17 protein-coding genes are annotated in these 21,309 nt (G+C 46.9%); 1 reads left to right on the forward strand and 16 read right to left on the reverse strand.

Features of this window, described 5'->3' with window-relative positions; genetic code table 11:
• Window positions 1-55 precede the first annotated feature (55 nt).
• The 13 genes from V6B33_RS05360 to V6B33_RS05420 all read right to left on the reverse strand — a co-directional run bounded on the left by V6B33_RS05360 (window position 56) and on the right by V6B33_RS05420 (window position 16,957).
• Window positions 56-1,423 (reverse strand): sigma-54 interaction domain-containing protein, encoded by a 1,368-nt coding sequence (locus V6B33_RS05360; protein ID WP_334216718.1) that lies wholly within the window; start codon window positions 1,421-1,423, stop codon window positions 56-58.
• Window positions 1,424-2,157: 734 nt separating this feature from the next.
• Window positions 2,158-5,217: an FIMAH domain-containing protein gene (locus V6B33_RS05365; RefSeq protein ID WP_334216719.1), complete on the reverse strand. Its 3,060-nt coding sequence runs from the start codon at window positions 5,215-5,217 to the stop codon at window positions 2,158-2,160.
• A 246-nt stretch (window positions 5,218-5,463) separates the two neighbouring features.
• Window positions 5,464-6,603 (reverse strand): N-acetylglucosamine-6-phosphate deacetylase, encoded by a 1,140-nt coding sequence (nagA, locus tag V6B33_RS05370; RefSeq protein WP_334216720.1) that lies wholly within the window; start codon window positions 6,601-6,603, stop codon window positions 5,464-5,466.
• 53 nt (window positions 6,604-6,656) lie between these two features.
• On the reverse strand, window positions 6,657-7,631 hold the full coding sequence (locus V6B33_RS05375; RefSeq protein ID WP_334216721.1) for a Gfo/Idh/MocA family protein: 975 nt from the start codon (window positions 7,629-7,631) through the stop codon (window positions 6,657-6,659).
• Window positions 7,628-8,299, reverse strand: a complete 672-nt coding sequence (locus V6B33_RS05380; RefSeq protein ID WP_334216722.1) for a hypothetical protein — start codon at window positions 8,297-8,299, stop codon at window positions 7,628-7,630. Before V6B33_RS05380 ends, V6B33_RS05375 begins: the two co-directional genes overlap by 4 nt.
• Window positions 8,300-8,309: 10 nt before the next feature.
• Window positions 8,310-9,152, reverse strand: coding sequence for a sugar phosphate isomerase/epimerase family protein (locus V6B33_RS05385; RefSeq protein WP_334216723.1), 843 nt, complete (start codon window positions 9,150-9,152; stop codon window positions 8,310-8,312).
• A gap of 13 nt (window positions 9,153-9,165) precedes the next feature.
• Entirely contained in the window at window positions 9,166-10,140 is a 975-nt protein-coding gene (locus tag V6B33_RS05390) for an acetylxylan esterase (protein ID WP_334216724.1), read from the reverse strand.
• A gap of 23 nt (window positions 10,141-10,163) precedes the next feature.
• The gene (locus V6B33_RS05395) at window positions 10,164-11,711 is read right to left on the reverse strand and encodes an FAD-dependent oxidoreductase (protein WP_334216725.1); all 1,548 of its coding nucleotides are present in this window, start codon (window positions 11,709-11,711) and stop codon (window positions 10,164-10,166) included.
• Entirely contained in the window at window positions 11,711-12,763 is a 1,053-nt protein-coding gene (locus tag V6B33_RS05400; RefSeq protein ID WP_334216726.1) for a Gfo/Idh/MocA family protein, read from the reverse strand. Before V6B33_RS05400 ends, V6B33_RS05395 begins: the two co-directional genes overlap by 1 nt.
• Before the next feature lie 21 nt (window positions 12,764-12,784).
• Entirely contained in the window at window positions 12,785-13,843 is a 1,059-nt protein-coding gene (locus tag V6B33_RS05405; RefSeq protein WP_334216727.1) for a Gfo/Idh/MocA family protein, read from the reverse strand.
• Between the two features lie 11 nt (window positions 13,844-13,854).
• Window positions 13,855-14,859: a zinc-dependent alcohol dehydrogenase gene (locus V6B33_RS05410; RefSeq protein ID WP_334216728.1), complete on the reverse strand. Its 1,005-nt coding sequence runs from the start codon at window positions 14,857-14,859 to the stop codon at window positions 13,855-13,857.
• Window positions 14,860-14,884: 25 nt separating this feature from the next.
• Window positions 14,885-15,940: a dihydrodipicolinate synthase family protein gene (locus V6B33_RS05415; RefSeq protein ID WP_334216729.1), complete on the reverse strand. Its 1,056-nt coding sequence runs from the start codon at window positions 15,938-15,940 to the stop codon at window positions 14,885-14,887.
• Window positions 15,941-16,957, reverse strand: coding sequence for an NAD-dependent epimerase/dehydratase family protein (locus V6B33_RS05420; RefSeq protein WP_334216730.1), 1,017 nt, complete (start codon window positions 16,955-16,957; stop codon window positions 15,941-15,943). It abuts the gene before it with no gap.
• Window positions 16,958-17,169: 212 nt separating this feature from the next.
• Here V6B33_RS05420 and V6B33_RS05425 point away from each other — a divergent pair, with 212 nt between their 5' ends.
• Window positions 17,170-18,528, forward strand: a complete 1,359-nt coding sequence (locus V6B33_RS05425) for a hypothetical protein (protein ID WP_334216731.1) — start codon at window positions 17,170-17,172, stop codon at window positions 18,526-18,528.
• Window positions 18,529-18,561: 33 nt separating this feature from the next.
• Here V6B33_RS05425 and V6B33_RS05430 read toward each other — a convergent pair whose 3' ends face one another.
• From V6B33_RS05430 to V6B33_RS05440, 3 genes are read right to left on the reverse strand one after another with little or no spacing between them, the layout of a single operon-like run.
• Window positions 18,562-19,479 carry a Gfo/Idh/MocA family protein gene (locus V6B33_RS05430; RefSeq protein ID WP_334216732.1) on the reverse strand — a complete coding sequence of 306 codons (918 nt, stop codon included), beginning with the start codon at window positions 19,477-19,479 and terminating at the stop codon, window positions 18,562-18,564.
• 31 nt (window positions 19,480-19,510) lie between these two features.
• Window positions 19,511-20,314, reverse strand: coding sequence for a carbohydrate ABC transporter permease (locus V6B33_RS05435; RefSeq protein ID WP_334216733.1), 804 nt, complete (start codon window positions 20,312-20,314; stop codon window positions 19,511-19,513).
• Between the two features lie 24 nt (window positions 20,315-20,338).
• Window positions 20,339-21,250, reverse strand: coding sequence for a carbohydrate ABC transporter permease (locus V6B33_RS05440; RefSeq protein WP_334217063.1), 912 nt, complete (start codon window positions 21,248-21,250; stop codon window positions 20,339-20,341).
• Window positions 21,251-21,309: the final 59 nt, after the last annotated feature.

Consider the following 21,309-nt stretch of genomic DNA (forward strand, 5'->3'; position numbering starts at 1 on the left):
TGAAAACGTTATCTCGTTTCTAATCGATACAATCGTTTCTAAAGGAAACATGACTTCACCTTATTATGTATTCCTTTAATTTCTTATAAAATTTCTTTCTGCTCATACCCAATAACTCCATTGCTTCTGTCCGGTGTCCGTTCGTTCTTCCCAGTGCTTCTTCAATCGCTAATTTTTCTATCTGATCCCACCGCTTGTAAAGGACTATGTAATCTTCTTCTGCGGCACCGCCAGACTCGTTTGTCAGATTCAAATACTCTGGTAAGTTTTCTTGGTTTATTCGTCCGCTTTTTTCAGCCATAATTACAGCATGCTCAATTACATTTTTTAATTCTCGTATATTTCCTGGCCAGTGATAATGCGCCAATAGATTTTGTACTTCGGCTGTAAAGGATAATTGCTTATTTTGGATACGACTAAATTCTTTAAGAAAGTGAACGGCTAATGGCATAATATCCATTTTTCTGTATCTCAATGGAGGAAGTTCTATGGGAAAGACATTTAGACGGAAGTATAAATCTTCCCTAAACTTGCCTTCTGCTACCCGTTTTTTTAAATCAGCATTTGTTGCAGCGATAATTCGCACGTTTACTTTAATGGGATTGATTCCTCCTACCCGTTCTACCGTTCGTTCCTGAATCACCCTTAATAACTTCACTTGCAGATTTATAGGCATTTCCCCAATTTCATCTAAAAAGATGGTTCCTTCATCCGCTAATTCGAATTTACCAGCCTTGCCCCCTTTTCTTGAGCCAGTAAAGGATCCCTCTTCAAAACCAAAAAACTCACTTTCCAGTAAAGCTTCGGGAATAGCTGCACAATTCACTTTAATAAATGGGCGTCCCTTCCTTGAACTAGCCTGATAAATCGTATTAGCGACAACTTCTTTCCCTGTGCCGCTTTCCCCGGTTATAAGTACCGTTGACTCGGTAGGAGCGACTTTTTCAATTTTATTAACGATTGTTAAAATTTGATCATCATTTCCCACCATATCAGTAAATAACTCTTTCTTCTTACGATTCATTAATTCATCCTCTAAGTATTTCGTATAGTCTTTTAATCTCTCAAGCTCTTTCGTCAATTCTGTCACTTCAGTGACGTCCCTGAACACAGAAACAGCACCAACGATTTCTTGATCCTTTCTTATTGGAATAATATTTGCCACAACCCTGATATTGGTTGTATCCACCAGAAACTCAGAGTTAATAATAGGGACCCCCGTCTCAAGCACTTCTATAATCCGGGCATTCGGCTGACTTTGTTTAAGAGGTTTCCCGTGAATCGTATTAACCGGAATTCCCAATATTTCATAATACGAAGAATTGGCAAACACCACCTGGGTAAGTGAATCGATAATAATGACACCTTCATGCATGTGATCAAATACAAGCTTATAATCTAGAGTCGGGTTTTCTCTTAACATCTTATGACCTCCTTTGTCCTTCCTATTATTTCGCCACCCTAATTAATAGTCTCTATTATAATCAAAGACAAAGGATTTATGAACCGGGTATTAAAATAGGAATTCTTTAAGGAGGGCAGACGAATAGTATAAAAAAATAGGGCGGAGCAGTGTAGTAAATAATGCAGCAGCTTATCGAATGGCAGTTAATAATAGTAGGTAGTCATGGGATTAATATAATAGTTTCGCGTTTGAATGAACTATAAATTGAATTCAATTAAACGTTTGTTTAATTTCTGAAGCAGGCTTTTCCTTAAGATGGAAAACTTCAATCAAACGTTTGTTTAAGAAATGAGAGGGTTGGTGGAGGATATTATTAAATGGAAGTGAAAATTACTTTTTAATAAATCTGAAGTGTATAATTAAGAATTTGAAATAGGTCTGTTCTTCTACTTCCTCCAAAAAGTTGAGGAAATACCAAAATTGCCCCCTTGGCACAACCATCAAAAAACCCAGTTGACCCCAGCTTATTGACACTGCCCATATTTGGCTGCATGGACGTGCAGCGTTTGAAATGAACCCGGAGCTGAACTACGAGCTGAGACAGCGCGGCCAGTGCTTTAAATAATCATGAAGACCCGTCCCTCGCCGCTTCAGGGCAAAGGACGGGTCTTCATTTAGTGTCCATAGGTGGCACAAGGGGTTCAAAGTCATATAATGAATTTCCTGTCCCCTTGCCCCGTTCACACTAACCCTTAGTTTGAAAGAGAACCAGCTTGCCAGACATCCCTGATTGATTGAACGTTTTGTTCCAGCAAGTCTTTGATATTTTCTTCCGCATCGCTTCTTTCTAAATGCTTTGAGAAGTCATCCAAGTGCTTGAGGGCTTGTTTTGTTCTTCCTTTATCATAATGGTGCCGGGCCTCCTTCAGTCGGTTCAGAAGCTGTTTCACTGTGGCATGATCAAGATCTCCGCTTTCTTCCATACCTTGTATTTGAGCGGACAGTGTGCCGGTCGTAACATCGACGGTGATTTCCAGTGGATTGGATGTGACCGTCTCACCATTATACGTAACAGTCGCTTTTATTTCGGCTCTGCCTGCATTAAGCGCCGATAGTTCTCCATCAACAAGATTAACCACTGCACCATCACTGTTCTCCCATTCAACTTCAGCCCCGGCAAGATCAACCTCTTGGCCGTTTTCCAGTTTCACACTCAGTTCTAGTTGTGTCTTCTCCCCTTGAAGAAGGCTGCTATTTTCTGCGGTCAGTTCGGCTGCTTCCAAAGAGACAGGCAGTTTCATCAAGTCTGCTCCCTTGGCATAATAGATATTCCCTTCATTATCGACATCCATCAGGTTGACCGTATCCCCGATCAATTGTTTGCTCATCATGGTTTCAGGATCGATGACTGTCAATTTTCTTCCGACAGTGGTATAAAGCATTCCCTGCTCATCCCATCTCATGAAGAATGGACGCCATTGACTGCCGCGGTGGACACCGGTGTAAAATGACTTCTGCTTGATGATTTCCCTTGAATCAGGATCCATCGCAAACACGGCACTGTTAGCCTCTCCTTTTTCATTCACTCCATAGGCGGCTCCCCAGAGATTCCCGTCAGGACCGAAGGAAAGTTCGCCGATCATTTCAGGTGTTTTGATCCCTTCCACTTCCATGTCAAATAATTCGTATTCCCCGGAAGCTGCTTCATATTTAAACATTCTCGCCTTTTCTTCTGTTGGATCAATGCCAAGTCCGCCGGCAGTGGTAGATCCCCCGTATAACATTCCGTCCTTATATGCGAGGCCGATGATGCTTTGGTTCTCAATGATGTTCCGAATCGTATGCCACTCACCCGTTTTTTCATCATAAATAGTCAGTGCGCCGCCGAGCTTGCCATAATCAGAAATGGTTCCGGTGAATAATTTATCGTCTCCTGATGCAAAAGTGAACGGCCTGCTCTGGTCATCCCCGATGTCATGCACCATCTCCGGATTATCCCCGCTGCCTCCCTTATCGTACTTAAAAGGAAGCTCAGGGTTAAATTTGTAGATTTGTGCACCCCCGTAAATCCCCATATATACATTCCCATTCATGAACCCGATTCCTTCGATCTGATGAGGATTTCGTTCGCGCAGCAGATACGATTCAGTGGACGTATCGAATACACCAAACGAACCTTGATAGCCGCCCATATACACCTTCTCGTCAGGACCTATTTCAAGGCTCTGAATCGAGAGACCTTGCAGATCCACCTCTGGATAGACGACTTTGACTTCATTTGTTTCAGGGTTATAGGTGGAGTATTCGATTTGATGGTGAAGGATTGACAGGACCTGTTCACCTTCATCATTGGTTGTCCACTCATAGGATTTCACCGGTGAAGAGGGTAACGTGATTTTTGGCTCAACAGGCTGCGTTTCATCGGTATCCATATCATAGGTCCACAGTTCGCTTGTACGCTTGTCCTTAAAGTAGATCAAGCTTTCATCATAAGGGGAAGGAGGGGATATCAACCCGTCATATGCAGACTCATCTTCCCAATTCATTTCATGAACCACTTCTCCTGTGTCCACATCAAGCACCAGCAAACTTGTGCCATATGCGACAAACAGCCGGTCACCGTATTCCCACACATTTGAAACCGAAGTACTCGTACCCGTGATCGGCAGGTCGATTTCCTCCCTTTCTCCGGTTTCACGGTTCATCTTCATCAAATAGGCTGTTGTACCAATTCCTACATATAAGTTTTCATCCGTTACACCAAGTCCCCTTGCGTAGTTCTGTTGGTCATGGAAGCGCCCAAGATCCGAGAGGGTATCAGCCTCAATGTCATATTCGAACACTTTGGCATTCGGATAAGTTGCCCCGTAGATCTTCCCATCTTCTGTGGCATCCAGCTGCCAGATCCAGTTATCGGAAGGACTCTTACCGACTTCCTCCAGTTTCTTTTCGTCTACCAGGTATCTATACAAAATGCCGTTGTATGTACCGGCAAAGTACACATTCCCATCCGACCCGATGGTCATCCCCCATACGACATCGCTGCCCGGCAATTCATGCGAGAAAATCTTTTCCCCGGTTTCAGCATCGTTGGCATAAAAAGTTGCCGGGGACCCATTCGTCGCATAGTAGACTTCACCGTCGCCGATTGCAGCTCCCTGGGTTTTGGCCGCCAGTGCCGAAGGACCGATGTTGATGGGGTCCCCATATTCAAATGGCAGCTCCAGCTGTTCGTTCGATTTTTCAAAAAATTCGATGTTATCATAGTAACCTTTTGTCACTGTGCTCGTGGTCTGATAGAGGAAGACCTTCACTCCTGCAGCACCTGCAGGAGCGTTTGCTTCAATCGCAACTTCCTGCCACTCTCCCTCCTTTAGCCCCTCAAAATATTTTGGTGTGTTCCCAAAGTTCTTTCCTTCAGCATCATACCAGCGCAGCCAGATCCCGGGACTGCCGGTTACCAATTCGTCTGCAAACATCTGAGCAGTCAGCTTATAGGAATTCCCTTCCGTCACTTCAATCAACTGACTGAAAAGGCCGAAAGATCCCGAGTTGTCAATCCTGAGGCTCCTCTCGCCTTCAAATGCCTTTTCGTTCGACACATTCATGCCGGTTTTAAGACCTCCACTCCAGATCACCCAAGCGGGAATGTCCTTATCCGACCCCGGAATTGCTTCAAACCCTCCATTTTCTACCCGAAGCTCTTCCCATCCCCCATCAGCCGACACCGCCGGCTGCAGTGACGGGACCAGTGAAATGAACAAGATGAAAGAAAGCATCACTGAAACCATACGCAGTACTTTTTTACTCATTCTGTTTCTCCCTTCTGCATTTCGAATTATTTTGACAGAAACGGTCCTCCTTCCTTGAAATTTGTTTACATTTAATGACTTCTTTCAACTTCTTCCGTAATCCTCTGAACGACGATTTCTACTCTCTTAATAGACACTAAAGGGGCCATAATACCCAGGCAGCGAAGTATTCTTTTCCGATCCTAATGGGACAATGAACCTGTCCCCCTGTCCCGTCACAAAAAAGAGCAAGCATAGGATTTCTGCTCACTCCTTTTTATAAACGATTTCCCCGGCGACGATTGTCATTTCCACCGACAATTCTTCATTCAGCACAACAAGATCAGCATCGAATCCATCCTTTATACTTCCTTTCTCCGCTTCTTTTCCGATTGCTTGAAGGGGTCCCTTTCCCGCTATGTAGACAGCGTCTTCCAACGGAATCCTGCACTGTTCAACAGCATATTTAACTCCTTTGTCCAAAGTGATTGCGCTGCCTGCGAGCGGCCCGTCCTTCAGCCTCATCTGATTTCCTTCTTTGATCAAATGTTTCCCACGAAAGAAATACTCTCCATCGTCAAGGCTGTTATATCCCGTACAGTCCGATATGAGCATCAATTTTTCCCTGCCTTTCACTTTGTACAGGAACTCAATCATCTCAGGATGAACATGATGGCCATCCGGAATGATTTCGCACGTCAATTCTTCGCATATAAGCGCAGCTGCTGCCGTCCCCGGACTACGGTGATGAACAGGACTCATCGCATTGAAGGTGTGGGTGACCTGACGGAGCCCATGCGTGATGGCAAGCTTCATATCCTCAAGACCGGCATTTGTGTGACCTGCGGAGAGCCGGATTCCATTTGAATACAATTGAACGAGAACGGAGCGGTCTTCCACTTCTTCTGGGGCAAGCGTGATGATGGAGATGATGTCAGAATGGGGGAGGAGGATATGCTGTGCGTCCTCATTGGTGAGACGTCTGATCAAAGAACCTTTCTGTGCCCCGGGGTATGCAAGGCTGATCCAGGGGCCTTCGACATGGACACCAAGAAGGTGAGCATAAGAAGGCTTTCGTTCAAATCTTCTTGCATGCATCAGGAAATCCTCCAGATCAGAAATAGATGCAGTCCTTGAAGTTGCCAGGAAGGAAGTCACCCCATAACGGGGCAGACGCTGAGCAATCTTGTCATAAGCTGCAGCAGAATCCATGAAATCATCTCCGCTCACGCCATGAAGGTGAATATCCACGAAACCTGGACAGATCACTCCTTTTGTGATGTATAGGTTACTCGCGTTTATAGGCTCTTCCTCTCCGACATAGAAAATCTTCCCTTTTGAAATACCGATCGTTTTATTGAAAAAACGCTGTCCGTCAGTGATGATGTCGCCTTTAAGATAGTACATGTACAATCCCCCTCTTAAAACCCGGGTCTAGTGGTACGATGAAGCCGCCTCGCCTATAGATGTACCGTTGCTCTCGTATGATTTGATTTGTAGGCTGCAAGGGCGGCTTCCAGTGCTTTCAGACCATCGAATCCTGAAATCGAAGGCTTCCTTTTCTTTTCTACACAGTCCAGAAAGTCTTTTATGAGTCCGAAATCCATGTCATTCCCGTAGAAGACATGTTCCAGCGATTTGCTGCCGCTCGTGTAAAGCCTGAAGTGTTCCCGGAAGGCGTCCGCCTTGACGGTCTTCTTCGTGCCGATCACCTCGATTGTCGCATCCCCCCACATTGGATATTCGGTGAACCGCGACCAGCTTGCATCATGAGAGGCGATGACGCCATTCTCAAACTCCATTGTCAGGATACCCGCATCGTCTATCTCAATGTCATGGAAAAATGAATCGACGATCGCATGGACAGAGGTGATCTCTTTTCCTGAGTACCAGCGCATGATATCCACCATATGGACGGTGTGATCCAGGACGGCTCCTCCGCCCGATTGTTCCGGATCGATGAACCACCCACCTGGATTTTGTCCGCGGTTGGTCGTTCGGAAAGCCACAATGTCACCAAGTTCGCCGGCATCGATCATGTTCTTCACCTGCATGATCGGATCGCTGAATCTGACCGGGAAGGCGATCTGCAGGATCACCCCATGTTCTTCACAGACAGAAATCATCTCTTCGGCATCTTCCACGTTCATGGCAATCGGTTTTTCACAGAGGATATGCTTTTTCGCTTTTGCCGCATTCACGACCATTTCTTTATGGCGGCTGTTTTCACTGCATATGATGACGGCATCCATATCAACAGCCAGAAAGGCATCCTGATCTCGAAAGTATTTCGTATGATAGGATCCTGCGGCTTCTTTTCCCCGTTTCTCATCGTCATCATAAATCCCTGCGATCTCGACACCGGGAAGCTTCATCAGACCGTCTGCATAGCTGTACGCATGCATGTGGGCAAAGCTCATCATGCCAATCTTCATTCACTGCCACCCCCTTTTACTACCGTCTTATATCGTTCCAATTGTTCATGAAATGCCACATCGGCCGTATAGGATTTTTCTAAGATGTCTTCAGCATAATAGACGAGGGGAAGAGAGGTGATTCCGATCGGTGTGATCGGGTTCATTTCATCGCTGTCGAACTCTGCGATTGTTTGAATCCCGCTCCATTCAAACTCAATCCGTTCTGCTCCTTCTCCAAACGTGTACTCCAAATGAGCCATCTTCCCCCCGCTGAACCTGATTGTCAGGATAACATGATAAGGAATTGTGCCGCGATCCGTAGACAGGACCTTGATTTCTTCCGCTTCCCCCGCAACAGAAGAGAGAACGAAGAGGTCACCAACCATGACGGACTCGCGATCATGTCCTGAAAGGGTCCTTCTGAGACGGAGAACCCCTTTGGATTTTCCATCCGTTGTTATGACATCTTTCATGCTTTGAAAAAATGGATACAGCTCCAAATCAAAGTAGACCTTCACGTTCTTCTTCCCTATGAAATCACCGGCCAAATCAATCGGGATGAACAGGTTATCGGTGTTTTCCTCAATCGATTTCACCCTCTCATCTTCCGGAGAAAGAAGGATGATTTCCTCAGATACGGAGCTGCGCTTTATTTTTCCCAATCTGCCAATCACCGCATTCTTCATAAGCAACCTCCTATTTCAGTAGTTTTTTCAGTCGTCTGACGGCTTCTTCATTTGAATCTTTCGCATCATCATGCCCCTCATATTCAATTGAGAGCCAGCCCTGATACCCTTCATCCTTCAACCCTTCCACTATATAAGCCAAGTCTACCTGCCCGTCTCCCGGGACGGTTCCAATCAGTTCGACTCCTTGTGTGGATTTGAATCCTTTTATCTCTTCTGCGGATTCTTTTTCCCTGAAATCCTTAAAGTGTACATGAACGATTTCGTGCTTCAGTCTATCAAAAGCGCGCTGCGGTTCTTCATGGACCAGCAGAAAGTTTCCTGTATCAAATGTCGAACGGACGAAGGGGCTGTCAACATTTTCGATGATTTCTTTGACCTGTTCACTTTTACCGGCAAGCAGACCATGGTTTTCAATAGCCAGGCAGACTTGTTCTTCTTCCGCTTTTACTGCACACTTCTTCAATCCCTCCACAATCCAGCTCTGACCTTCTTCATAGGTCAAGTCACCGTGGAGGTCACCGCAGAATACGCGTACGATATTCGTCCCGAGCTTCTTTGCGGTCCCGATTCCTTCCAGTACCTTTTCAGCCTCTATAGCGCGGGCCTCCCTGGACTCTTTCACAAAATTGTTCGATACATCATAAGCGGACACGGTCAGGTCATGTTTCCTTAAAGCCTGGTTGACCAGTTCGATTTCCTTTTCCTTAGTGCTGCCATCTTGCCAATAGAAATCAAGCAGCTCAACTCCATCAAGCGAGATGCTTTTTGCATAATCGATGAAATCGATGATGGACCATTTTTCTTTTTTGATTGTCGATGCGAGACTGTACATGCTGACGCTTATCTTCATAGGAGGTTCCTCCTTATTTAAGTAGTTGCTTTGCAACAAAGGCGATCTTTTTTTCATCATGAAACGTATTCATTTCATGAGTGAACTGAGGATATACTTCCATCTCTTTTTCACGTGACTGCAGGTGATTGAATGCGGCAAAGACAGTCGATGGCGGCGTGACCGAATCTTCCAGACCAGCCGCCATCAAGGCGGGGCACGTGATAGATTCGCAGAAATGAAGGCTGTCTATATAGCTTAACGTATTCTTCACCACATCCTGTGTCTGGTATTGAGGATCATTCCACTTGAAGTAATGGACAATTTCCATATAAGGACCGAGAAGGGCGATGTCGAGCGCCCGGTCAAAATGGGTTAGGAACGGCCAGTCAGATACGACAAAATCCAGGTTTTCATAGAGTCCCGCGGCTCCGAGAGCGAGACCGCCTCCCTGGGAAGAACCCATCACTCCAAATTTCGTCGCTGTCACAAGAGCATCCTCAGACTTCACCCAGCCAAGCTGCGCGAGGATATCCCGGTATACATTGGTATAATAATAGCTTTCATATTCAAGGATGCCATTCAGCATCCACCCCGGCACCCTGCTGCCGTTCCCGTATCTAGCAAAGTCGGGGGATGACCCTTGTCCCCGGATATCAAAGGAATAGACAGCCGCCCCCAGTGCTGTCCATTTTAAATAATCGGCAGCAAGCCCGCAGCTGCCGGTGTATCCGTGGAAACAGACAATGACCGGGCATTCTTTCATACCAGCGGGTTTCATGAATATACCTGTTAAAGGTGTCCCGTCCCAGCTTTCAAAAACAAGATCGGTCACTTCGACAGCGGGAACCGGGTACGGGCGCCTTGATGCTTTTACAACAGGATGGAATGAATTCATCCTTTTTTTCTGCTGAAACCAGAATTGGTTGAAATCATTCGGTTTACCGGTAAGCTCCGGCTTATATTCGCGTAATTGTTCAAGAGGAAAATCACCAACGTTTCGTCCCATGAAGGGTCACCCCCATTTCCCTGTTAAAATGGCCATTCCAGCTCGAATCCTTCCTGCCTGAGTTCCTGCTGGAATGTCGTTAACAACTGTTTATCTTCACGGACTGCTTTCGGGTCGGCGTTGTGGCGGATGCAGTAGGCTGCGAGGGCACCGCATGCTTCTCCGATGTTCCACTCCACCGGATGCAGCCTGTAGCAGCCGTTTGTAATATGGGTCGTCCCGATATTCTTGCATCCCGCCAGCAGATTATCTGCATCTTTCGGGATGAGTGCCCCGAGCGGAATATAAAATGGTAGAGCTTTAATATCAAGATAATTTTTCCCGGCCATGCTGGGGTGCAGGTCGATACTGTATGATCCGATTCCCACGCGGTCTTCATACTTCTTCCCGGCGGGTCCATCATTGTACGACGGTGAGACATCCTGTTCCACGACTGTGTATTCCGCCTTGATGCGTCTCGACTCCCTGATATAAGGGGCTTTTGCCAGACCGTCTTCCGTCTCGAATAAATCCTTTCTCAGCTTCAATCCGGGATATCCCTTTCCGCCGTCCGGCCTTGGGGCTTCCTTCTGCAGCCAATACAGCAGGGAGAGACTGAGCTGTTTTCCCTGATACATGTTCTTCTCTTTCTCCTCTTCCGGCACATCATAGACATTGCCCAGAAAGTAATCGTTTTGCGGCCAGTTCATCAACGTGACATCACCGGCGGGGTAATCCGATTCAAATTGTTCGGAGTCAAATATTCTCCTGTACTCCCATAAAGGAAAACCTTCCTCTTCCCGGAACAGCGTATACGTCCGTTTCTCCTTCGTGATCGGATGAGGTGCATAAAAGCTCAGCAATTTATCCGGCCAGATTTCAGGGTGGAAGTTCCGCCAGAAAGAGTACATATCAGGCTCGGGAATGGTGTGATCTTCACCGCTGCGGTATTCCATCCCGAGCACATACGTAAAGGCCTGTATGTCTGCCGGATCCGCCGCTTCCAGCGCATGGGGCTCTCCTGTGTCCGCCTTGGCTTCGGCCCCGGTCACATAATCCATCCCGGCAAGCGGCAGTAAATCTCCCGCTTCCGTCGCGTCAATATAATACTGTGCACTTATTTCTTCTTGCAATCCCGATTCGCCGTTCAGCAGTGTGATCGTCTGTAGCTTCTTCCCCTCTTTCGATACAGACATCACCCTCGTATGGCGCAGGATTCGCAGTTGGCTGGTCAGTACATAGGGAAGAAGCATTTCATTCAAGACGTGCAGGGTGACCCGGGGGTCATGGCAGATATTGCTCACCAATCCATTCCCCGGATTCAGGAACTCCCTGGTTTCATTGATGTTCAAGTTGCTTCGGTACACTTCCCTGACTCTGTTGCGATACTTCCGGTACCTGGAAGTCGATCCGAATTCTTCAATCCACTTATGTTCATCCGGAGGGACACCCTGGGATGTAACCTGCCCGCCGATCCAATCCGTCTCTTCCGTCAACATGACCTTCAGGCCTTTTGAGCAGGCAGCCATTGCCGCGGCACATCCACCCAGCCCTCCGCCTGCAATCAGCAGATCCACTTTGGTATTGTCCATTATAGATACACTTCCTTGCCGGTCCGCGCTGATTCGTAAACGGCATTAAGCATTTTCATGACCTGTACGCCATCTGAGACGGGTGCGATCGTTTCTTTTCCTTCGAGACAACATGAAACAAAATGATCGATTTCATTATGGAACGCCTTGGTGAAGTCAAAATTCAGGTCATCCACTTGCGGCGTGATGTTCAGGATCGTATTATGCCTCTCGGTAACAATCGCAAGTTCCGGCTCGATTTCTGCGCCTCCTTTATCCCCGAAAAGCTTGACGTACAGCTCATCTTTTTTCGCCTGTAACGTAAAGCTGACGTCGACCAGCAGCGAAGCACCATTCTCAAACCGGATCAATGCATTCGTCAGATCCTCCACATCATTGAGTGCCGGATCATAATCGGCAGCTTGATAGAATGATAGATTCTCGATATGGCTTCGGTTACCCAATTTCGAGTATGCATTCCCGCTGACCGATACAGGTTTCGGTTTCCCCATGAAGTACCAGCAGATATCGATCATATGGACTCCTAGATCAATCAGGGGACCGCCGCCGGATTTCGTACGGTCGCTGAACCAGCCGCCCGGGTTCCCCAGTCTTCGCAGACAGGACGTTTTCGCATAGTAGATTTCCCCGAGTTCTCCATGATCCACGAAATTCTTTAACAGCTTCGCATTATCGCCATGACGCCGCACGAATCCGACTTGCAGCACTTTTCCGGATTCCTCAACAGCCGCTTCCACCGCCAGCGCTTCCTCTAACGTCATGCACAGCGGTTTTTCAACGAGCACATGTTTACCCGCTTCCAAAGCGGCAATCGCGATTTCTGCATGTGAGTTATTCCACGTGCAAATACTGACTGCATCAATTGCGTCATTCTTCAATAATTCTTTGTAATCGCTGTACAATTGAGTGACACCGTATAATTCTCCTTTTTCCGCCAGACGTCCTTCATTCATGTCGCATAGAGCGATCAGTTCCGCCTCTTCATTGGCAAGGTACGGCTTGATATGGAATTCAGAAATCGATCCTGTCCCTATCACAGCAACTTTCAACATCGCACTCTCTCCCCTCGAAACTTAGTCAAACCGGATTTCTTTACCGAGATTCGATGATTCATAGATTCCCATTAACAGTTTCAGCACTTCATATCCATCCTCCCCGTTACTCGACGGGTTCGAACCCTCGCGGATACAGTCGATGAAATGGGCGATTTCGTCCTTGAATGGCTCATTCTCTTCAAATATTGGCTGCTGTCTACTCAGAAGACCATCCTCTTCTGTAAAAATGGTCAGTGGCGACAAGGCAGCACCGCCTTTATTTCCAAGCAGTTCAATTTCGATCCCTTCATCCTGCTCAGCATTCACCGCCCAGGCGATTTCCATCGATAAGACGATGCCATTCTTAAATCGGATCCAAGCAGCCCCAAAATCCTCAACATCGAAAATATGGTTGCTGTTCAGCCGCTTGTTGTTCGACTCCCAGCTCGATACATATTTCGTTCCATAGTTCCCGAATCCGGCAATCGTTTTGCCTGTGATACTGTGCATTTCCGGCCTGCCGATCAGCCACCAGGCCAAATCCAATACGTGCACACCAATATCCAAGAGCGCCCCGCCCCCGGATAATGACTTATTCGTGAACCAGCCCTTTGGCGTGCCGCGGCGCCTGTAGAGCTTCGCCTTCACATAGTAGAGATCCCCGAAGGTCCCCTTAGTTGCGTATTCTTTCAATATCCTGACATCATTTCGAAACCGGTGTGTCATCCCGACCATAGTTAAGACGTTCTTTTCCCTGGCGAGCCGTAAATAATCTTCCACTTCTTTCAACCCTGTCCCGATCGGCTTTTCCATAAAGACATGTATCCCCTTTGCTGCAGCCTTCTCAGCAATCGGGATATGGGTCTGGTTAGGTGTACAGATCATGACGGCATCCAGGACGGATTTCTCAAGCATTTCGTCTGCACTTTGAAAAGATTGAGGGATATCATATTTCAATGAAATTGCCTTTGCCCGTTCGGCATCCACATCGGCCACCGCAGCCAATGTTGCATGATCTGCAGCTTTCAAATAGTTGATATGAGTGGTTTCCGCTATCGATCCCAGACCAATCAGGCCGATATTTATATGACTCTTCATTGGCTCACTCCTTACCCTGAGAAGTTGATCAATTTTGTTAATGTGACAGATTGCTTATTTACCAGTTCTGCATAGGCAGAGGCTGCTTCATTGAAACTTATTTCATCTTTGACGAACGCGCTGACATCGATTCGTCTTTCACTGACGAGACGGATATATTCGCTTAAGTTCCTGCCTTCCGTCCAGCGGACAAAGCCGTATGGATAGTCTATTGCCTCTGCCTCATAGACCTTATCATACCGTCCCGGTCCGCCTGCCCGTGAAATCAGGAGCTCGGCTTCTTTACTGAACATTAAATGGCGCGGGAAGTCGGGCTCGATATCACCGACGATGACCACCTTCCCTTTGTTCCGGATCCATTCAAGACTTTGATGGGTCAACGGCGACCTTTTCCCGCCCGCACATAATAATACGGCATCTGCCCCATTTCCATTGGTGCTTCTCACAATTTCCGCTTTCATTTCTTCTGCGCTTGAGAAGGCTTTGATTCTTGTATTCTCCTTAACCATGTTCGAACGCTCTTCATGAAGATCGTATGTAATCACGTTATACGAAGCAGCATCCGCAATCTTGGCAATCATCTGACCGAGAAGCCCCAGCCCGACGACGACGGCGGTTTCCCCGAATTGCAGTTTGGCGATTCTCAGCGCATGGATGGCAATCGCTCCGATCCCCCCGAGCGCCGCCTCTTTCGGTTCTATATTCTCAGGAACCTTCGCATATAATGTTTTCGGAACAAGTAAAGTATCAGCATGCTGGACGTAAGGAGCGCCATACACCGCGACGAGGTCCCCTCTTTTGACATCGGTGATGCCGCCCCCCGCTTCTTCCACGACACCCATCGCACTATAACCGAGGGTGATCGGCTCATTTTTACTGTTTTCAATAATCGTCAGTTCTGTTCCAGGCGAAATGACTGAGTAGCGTGTTCTTACCAATACATAAGAAGGCTTCACTACCGGCTTCTCATCTTTTACTATTTCCACCTGTTTGTTCGAGACTGTAATTTTCCTCATCAGATCCCCTCCGTGTCCGTCCTCTCTAATTGCCTAGCCATCTTGCCAGGTTTTTTTCAACGAAATCATCGTCATGCAAATGAGGATATACTGCATAAACACGGTTAATTTCGTCCATTTGACCCGGACTTAACTCTTCCTTGTCCAGCAGACACCAGCGACCTTTCATTAATCCCTGGCTGGCCAATACCTGGTTGATTCCCGCAATGCTGCCTTTGAATTGGTTCCTGGCGTCAAAGAATGCTCCGTTCGCATCGGTGATCTCCTGTGCCAGGGTCAGCATGCTGTCCGGGACACAGTCACTATTCTTCATTTGCTTGATTTCTTTAAAGAGTTCCACCGCCCGCTTTGTCCAAACTGACCAGTGCCCCAATAGCCCGCCTACTATCTTCTTTTCCTTCACAGTTCCGTTTATTTTAAACTTATAGGTTGTCAGTAAATCGTTGACGATGTTGTCGTCATTGCCCGTGTAGAGGGCGATATCATCACTTCTTTCCGAATGGCAGACGGCCCGGACGACCTCGAATGTCAAATATCGGTCAAACGGAGCAAGCTTTATGGCATGAACATTCGGGATGCCGGCAAATCTTTCCCAAAACTCATAAGATAACACCCTGCCTCCCACAGCCGGCTGCAGATAGAAGCCAAACACCGGGATGATTTCTGCCACTTTTCTCGTCCGTTCCAGCAGCTGTTCTTCTGAATAATCCTCCAGACCGCCCATACTTAACAGCCCCAGATCATAACCGATGCCTTTACTGAATTCCGCCTCTTCCACCGCCTGTTCGACCGGGCCGCAAATGCCGGCTGCTTTAATGAATGAATCGGGCACCTTGGCTTTTTCCATTTCTTCGACGGCAAGCTTCAATACCCTTTGATAAAGATTGAACCGGGGGTCGCGTATTTCAAATTGTGTCGTATGGACCCCCACTGCAAGGCCGCCCACACCTGAATCGAGATAATATCTTGTTAATGCACGCTGACTCGTTTCATCGAGTTCTTTATCCTCGGTAATGGCAAGCGGGTGTGCAGGTATGAAGGCCCCTTCGTGTAAGGATTTCTTAACTTGGGATTTCAACATTTAAAACGCTCCCTGCCGCTCTTGAAAGTGGGTCGGCTTGTTGTAGGTATAGCCGGCATTCCCCACCCACTCTGCTGTCATATCAATCATCTGCCCGATCGTTACTTTCGGATAGCCGAATAATTTATGGGCCTGTGATGCATCATTCAAGAGCGCAGTCGGCTGTTCCTTATTGACGAACACCGGCTGTTTAGTAAAGCGTTTGGCAAACTCTTCACTGAGCCAGCGGACAGAGATCGTCTCCGGACCCGTCACATTCAGTAGCTTCGGCGGTGAATCCGTATGCAATAAAGACCGGATGGCATATTCATTCGCGTCCCCCTGCCAGATCACATTCACATTCCCCATCGTCAGATCAATCGGCTGCTCATTATAAACCTGTCTGGCCACCTCAAGCAGAACACCATAACGCAGGTCGATCGCATAGTTCAGCCTGAACATCAGCATCGGTGTCTTATTTTTATTGGAAAAGTACGTCAGCACACGTTCCCGTCCCAGACAGGACTGAGCATATTCCCCGATGGGATTCACCGGTTGAGATTCCGAACAGTGACTGCTTATAACTTCCGTCAGCGGATATACATTGCCAGTTGAAAATGAAACGATCCGCGAGTCGCTGAATTTATCTGCAAATCTGCCCGGCAGATACGCGTTCATCGCCCATGTAAAGTGTTCATTACCGACAGTGCCGAACTTGTTCCCGGCCATGTAGATGATGTTTTTCACATCCGGCAGAGCCTGCAGATCTTCATCCTTCAATAAATCCGCAGAAATCGTATGGATGCCGAATGCATTTAATTCATTCCGCAGCTCAGGAGTTGAAAACCTGGAAATACCGTAAACCTTTTTATTCAATCCTGCCTTGTCAATGGCCCTCTTTGCCATCTTGGCAAGGGTCGGGCCCATCTTACCTCCGACTCCGACGATCATGATATCTCCATCCAGTTTGCTCACATCCTGTATAAGCGCCTGTGAAGGTTCCGTCATGAAAATCTCTAATTCTTCGATTGTTTTCATCTCTACACTCTCCTAAACTTCCAGATTGAACTTTCAGAAAATTACTTACCAACATCTTATGAATGTGCATATTAAAAGACAAGTCTTTAATTGGTCTTTAAAGTTGACACCGATAATAAAACAAAACCATTTAATTTTGACAATTCTGATAATTAGAAGTATCATATGGACAAAAAGACATGTCTATAAATGGGACATAGGGAGATGAGTGTTTGAAAAGCCATAAATCCATACATGATAACTCTGAAATTAACATCGGTATCATTGGACCCGAAGAACTTGTCAATCAAACAAAAGAAACGTTAAAGTCATTTCCGAATTTCAAACCTTTTTTCGGGGTCATTAAACCCGGAAGCATCATTGCTGAAGTTGCAAAAGATTTAATGTATGACGTGGATGTCCTTATGTTCACCGAATATCATTTGTATAATCTGGCCAAACAGTTCCTTGATCTGCCCATCCCGGTCCATCATGTCCCGCTGATGGGGACAGGATTATACAGATCCCTCTTTCTCATTAAAAACAACCATGGTTTGAAAAGCCTTTCGATTGATACCATTGAAAAGAAATATGTCGAAAAAATACTGGGCGAACTCGTAGAAGAAAATTATGAACTCCAGGTATTTCCGAAAAACTCTACCCCGCCGCTGATCAGCGACATTGTCGATTTTCACATTGAGCATCATGAAAAGCTCGGCGCCATCGCCCTGACGGGTATCCAGGAAGTATCCAAGCGGCTGGCTGACATGAACATCCCCTGCGAATGGGTCACACCGACCCAGCAGGATTTGATCGTTTCCCTTGAAAGAGCACTCCTCGCCACTGAGACGCGCAGAAACAAGGAATCTCAAATCGTGTTCGGTTTGATCAACGTCGATGATTTCAAAAGTGTGACCGAAAAATATCATTCCGAGCACGATGTTCAATTATTGAAGCTAAACATTCAACAAATGCTGCTCGATTACATCAAACAACTGGATGGCCATCTCATCAACCTGGGCGGTGAAGAATATTCCTTCATTACGACCCGGGGCATCTTCGAACGGGAAACACGCGGATACAAATTCATCCCGCTCCTTCAAGAGACCAACCAATCGATGGGCATTACCTTGAGCATCGGTGTCGGCTTCGGTTCGACAGCAGCGGAAGCGGGCAGCCATGCACGGCTGGCGCTCAGACAGGCCAAGGACTCCGGCGGGGATGTATGTTACATCGTCCGCGAAAACAGAAGCGTGCTGGGACCGGTGGATATCACGACAAATTTGCAATACGAACGATACGACTTAGCCATCACCGACGCTGAATTATTGGACAGAGCGGAGAAAGCGGGAATGTCCGCATCTTATATGACGAAGCTGATGGCCCGGGTTGAACGATATGGAATCGTTGATTATACGGCACAGGAACTGGCATCTACCCTCAATATTACGGTGAGGAGTGCCCACCGGATCCTGTTGAAATGGATGGATGCCGAACTTGTGGACATTGTCGGCGAGGAAAAATTAACCCATAAAGGCAGACCGCGCCGTATCTATCGCTTGAGTTTTACGATGGATGAAGTGGTAAAGTAAGTATGGAATAGAATCCGGGCTGTTGTCCGGATTCTATTTTCGTTTCAATCCACCATTCAATCCGACCGGGAACCCTGAGACCCTGCTTTCATTTGCCGCCTCGATAAAACGGATGACCTCAAGCGTTTCACTGATCCTGACTTTCGGACTTCCGTCGTTAAAGAAGCCAATGACCTGTTCCAGCAGACTGGCATAAAAGGGCTTGGGATGTGACCCGATATCGACATATTCCGTCCCTTTTTCAAAATGGACGAGCGCCCCGAATTGTTGATTGCCGGACCGGTTTCCCCTGACTGTTCCAAACCTGCCATCTTTCCACCTGCCGACCAAGCAATCGTGGGGGCCGCTGGATTCAACGGTGACCGCTTCCGCCCCTTCCCCCAATATGGAAAAAAGCATTTCGACAGCATGAATACCGTACCAGAAATACCCCTGACCGCCTTGAAGCTCCATCGGTCCAAAGCAATCTGCCCCGATAATTTCACCTCTGTCAGACCTGGTTAACACCTGCCTCAATCCCTCAGCAAAACGCAGGGCTGAAGCACTCATGATCGGTGTTCCGTGTGTACGGGCCAATGCCGTCATTTCTTCAGCATCTGCAGCACTCAAACTGAATGGTTTGTCGATGAATACGGGCTTTTTATAACCGGCCAACCTGCGGAACTGTTCCAAGTGGCTGCCTCCGTCAACGGATTCCAGCAGGATGGCATCTGTCCGGTCTGCTGCTTCCTCGAGTGTGTCCACGATTTCCACCCCATGCCGGCGTACCTCTTCTGTTATTTTCCCGATCCTTGATAAACTGAGTTCAAAGCCGGGCGATCCCCCCGGAAAAGCCTTGACTACTCTTCCTCCCCGGACATGGTGATCCCCGCCTGCATCGTTCAATAATCTGGTAAAAGCCGCGGCATGGGATGTATCCAAACCCACCATGCCAATTTTGAGATTTTTCACAATCCGGCCGCCTTTCTATCAATCTTCTGCACTATTTAAGCCCTGACATCTGGATCCCTTCCGTGAAATAACGCTGGAAGAACAAGAAAATCAGGAAGGTCGGGATGAAGGATAATGTCGAACCGGCCATTTCGATCCCGAAGTTCCCTTCCTTCCCAAGAATGGATGCCAAACCGACTGTCACCGGGAACATTTCTTCTCTTGTCATATAGATCAACGGCTGGAATAGATCATTCCAGTTGGAGATGAACGAGAACGTACCGACTGTTGCGACGACAGGGATCGATAAAGGCAGAATCACTTTAAAGAACACCTTTATATCATTCGCCCCGTCGATGCGGGCCGCTTCTTCCAAATCATTCGGGATGCTTTGCAGGAACTGGCGGACAAGGAAAACACCCATGATTCCCCAAAGCTCTGGAATGATCAAAGCCCAATATGTGTTAATCCAACCGAAGTCAGCAAACATGATGTACTTCGGAATGATGAGCAGCTGCTGCGGAATCATGATGACGGCCATGAACACCCAGAAAATGATCTCGCGTCCCGGGAATTGCTTCTTTGCAAAAATGTATCCAAGTATCGCACAAAACAACATCTGGCTGAACACCGGTACAATCGTGATAACAACCGAGTTGAAGATCCACCGCACGAACATGCCGTTTCCAATCAAGTATGTGTAGTTGCTCAAAGTGGGATCTTCCGGTATCCAGAATAACGGATCCAATAACGCATACTGCATATCTTTAAAAGACCCTAATGCCATAATGATAAACGGCAGAAGGAAACATAAAGCCAATATCGTTAAAGCGGCATATTTAATGATCTTGCCCATTTTTCACCCTCCTTTTCGCGGTGATTAATAATATTTCGTTTCCTGACCCATATACTTCCGCTGAATGAGCGAGATGACCAGGATAATAAAGAACAATACATAGGAAAGGACTGCAGCATAGCTTAAATTCAGACCACCGAAACCTTGCTGGTACAAGTAAAACACAATCGTAGTTGTCGCATAGTTCGGACCGCCGCCCGTCAGGAGGAACGTGGAGTCGAATATCTGGAACGAACCGATGGTCGTGATGATCGCGACATAAAAATGAATCGGTTTCAATAGAGGGAAGGTGATAGACCAAAAGATACGGAATGGCGTGGCACCGTCGATTTTTGCCGATTCGTAAAGCTGCTTGTCGATCGACTGCAGACCTGCAAAGTAATAAATCATCGTACTTCCCGCCACTTTAAAAATACTTAATCCGGCAAGAACGATCAGTGCCTGGCTTGAATCAGATAAAAAAAGCTGCGTATCGATACCGAATTGACTTAACAGGTAGTTCACCATCCCTGATTCGGTCCCTCTGAACAGCCATCCCCATATACCGGCGATGATGACAAAGGATGTGACAACGGGCAGAAAGAAAATCCCTTTAAAGAAGCTTTTCATCCATACACCTGAGTTTATGATCAAGGCCAGGATCAACCCGAGTGCCATGGTCGGTACAATATAGTACAACGAGAATAGAACCGTGTTCCAGATGGCCTTCCATGCCAGTTTATCTTCCAAAAACCTCATCCAGTGTTTAAGCCCCACAAATTCAGGGTCACCGATGATTTTCCAGTCCAAAAACGTCAATACAAAACTGAACGCAAACGGAAATATTTGAAAAATCAAGAAGTGAATCAATGTCGGGATAAGAAAGATATACACAATCGCGTTCCGATCCCATTCACGCTTGATTCTTGTTTTCAAAGGCAATTTTTTTTTGTTCATTTTCAGTTCACGTTTAACCGTCTCTGTGTTAATCAGTTTCATCACCTTCTTTTTATGTA

It is taken from the genome of Mangrovibacillus sp. Mu-81 (genome assembly GCF_036867415.1).
Taxonomy (GTDB): domain Bacteria; phylum Bacillota; class Bacilli; order Bacillales; family Bacillaceae_B; genus Rossellomorea.

Bases quoted from the DNA above. Each gene is read 5' to 3' on its own strand.
- V6B33_RS05395 (WP_334216725.1), bottom strand. From the start codon at position 11,711: ATGGACAATACCAAAGTGGATCTGCTGATTGCAGGCGGAGGGCTGGGT.
- V6B33_RS05405 (WP_334216727.1), bottom strand. From the start codon at position 13,843: ATGAAGAGTCATATAAATATCGGCCTGATTGGTCTGGGATCGATAGCG.
- V6B33_RS05410 (WP_334216728.1), bottom strand. From the start codon at position 14,859: ATGAGGAAAATTACAGTCTCGAACAAACAGGTGGAAATAGTAAAAGAT.
- V6B33_RS05390 (WP_334216724.1), bottom strand. From the start codon at position 10,140: ATGGGACGAAACGTTGGTGATTTTCCTCTTGAACAATTACGCGAATAT.
- V6B33_RS05380 (WP_334216722.1), bottom strand. From the start codon at position 8,299: ATGAAGAATGCGGTGATTGGCAGATTGGGAAAAATAAAGCGCAGCTCC.
- nagA (WP_334216720.1), bottom strand. From the start codon at position 6,603: ATGTACTATCTTAAAGGCGACATCATCACTGACGGACAGCGTTTTTTC.
- V6B33_RS05415 (WP_334216729.1), bottom strand. From the start codon at position 15,940: ATGTTGAAATCCCAAGTTAAGAAATCCTTACACGAAGGGGCCTTCATA.
- V6B33_RS05420 (WP_334216730.1), bottom strand. From the start codon at position 16,957: ATGAAAACAATCGAAGAATTAGAGATTTTCATGACGGAACCTTCACAG.
- V6B33_RS05360 (WP_334216718.1), bottom strand. From the start codon at position 1,423: ATGTTAAGAGAAAACCCGACTCTAGATTATAAGCTTGTATTTGATCAC.
- V6B33_RS05400 (WP_334216726.1), bottom strand. From the start codon at position 12,763: ATGTTGAAAGTTGCTGTGATAGGGACAGGATCGATTTCTGAATTCCAT.
- V6B33_RS05435 (WP_334216733.1), bottom strand. From the start codon at position 20,314: ATGGGCAAGATCATTAAATATGCCGCTTTAACGATATTGGCTTTATGT.
- V6B33_RS05365 (WP_334216719.1), bottom strand. From the start codon at position 5,217: ATGAGTAAAAAAGTACTGCGTATGGTTTCAGTGATGCTTTCTTTCATC.
- V6B33_RS05440 (WP_334217063.1), bottom strand. From the start codon at position 21,250: ATGAACAAAAAAAAATTGCCTTTGAAAACAAGAATCAAGCGTGAATGG.
- V6B33_RS05375 (WP_334216721.1), bottom strand. From the start codon at position 7,631: ATGAAGATTGGCATGATGAGCTTTGCCCACATGCATGCGTACAGCTAT.
- V6B33_RS05385 (WP_334216723.1), bottom strand. From the start codon at position 9,152: ATGAAGATAAGCGTCAGCATGTACAGTCTCGCATCGACAATCAAAAAA.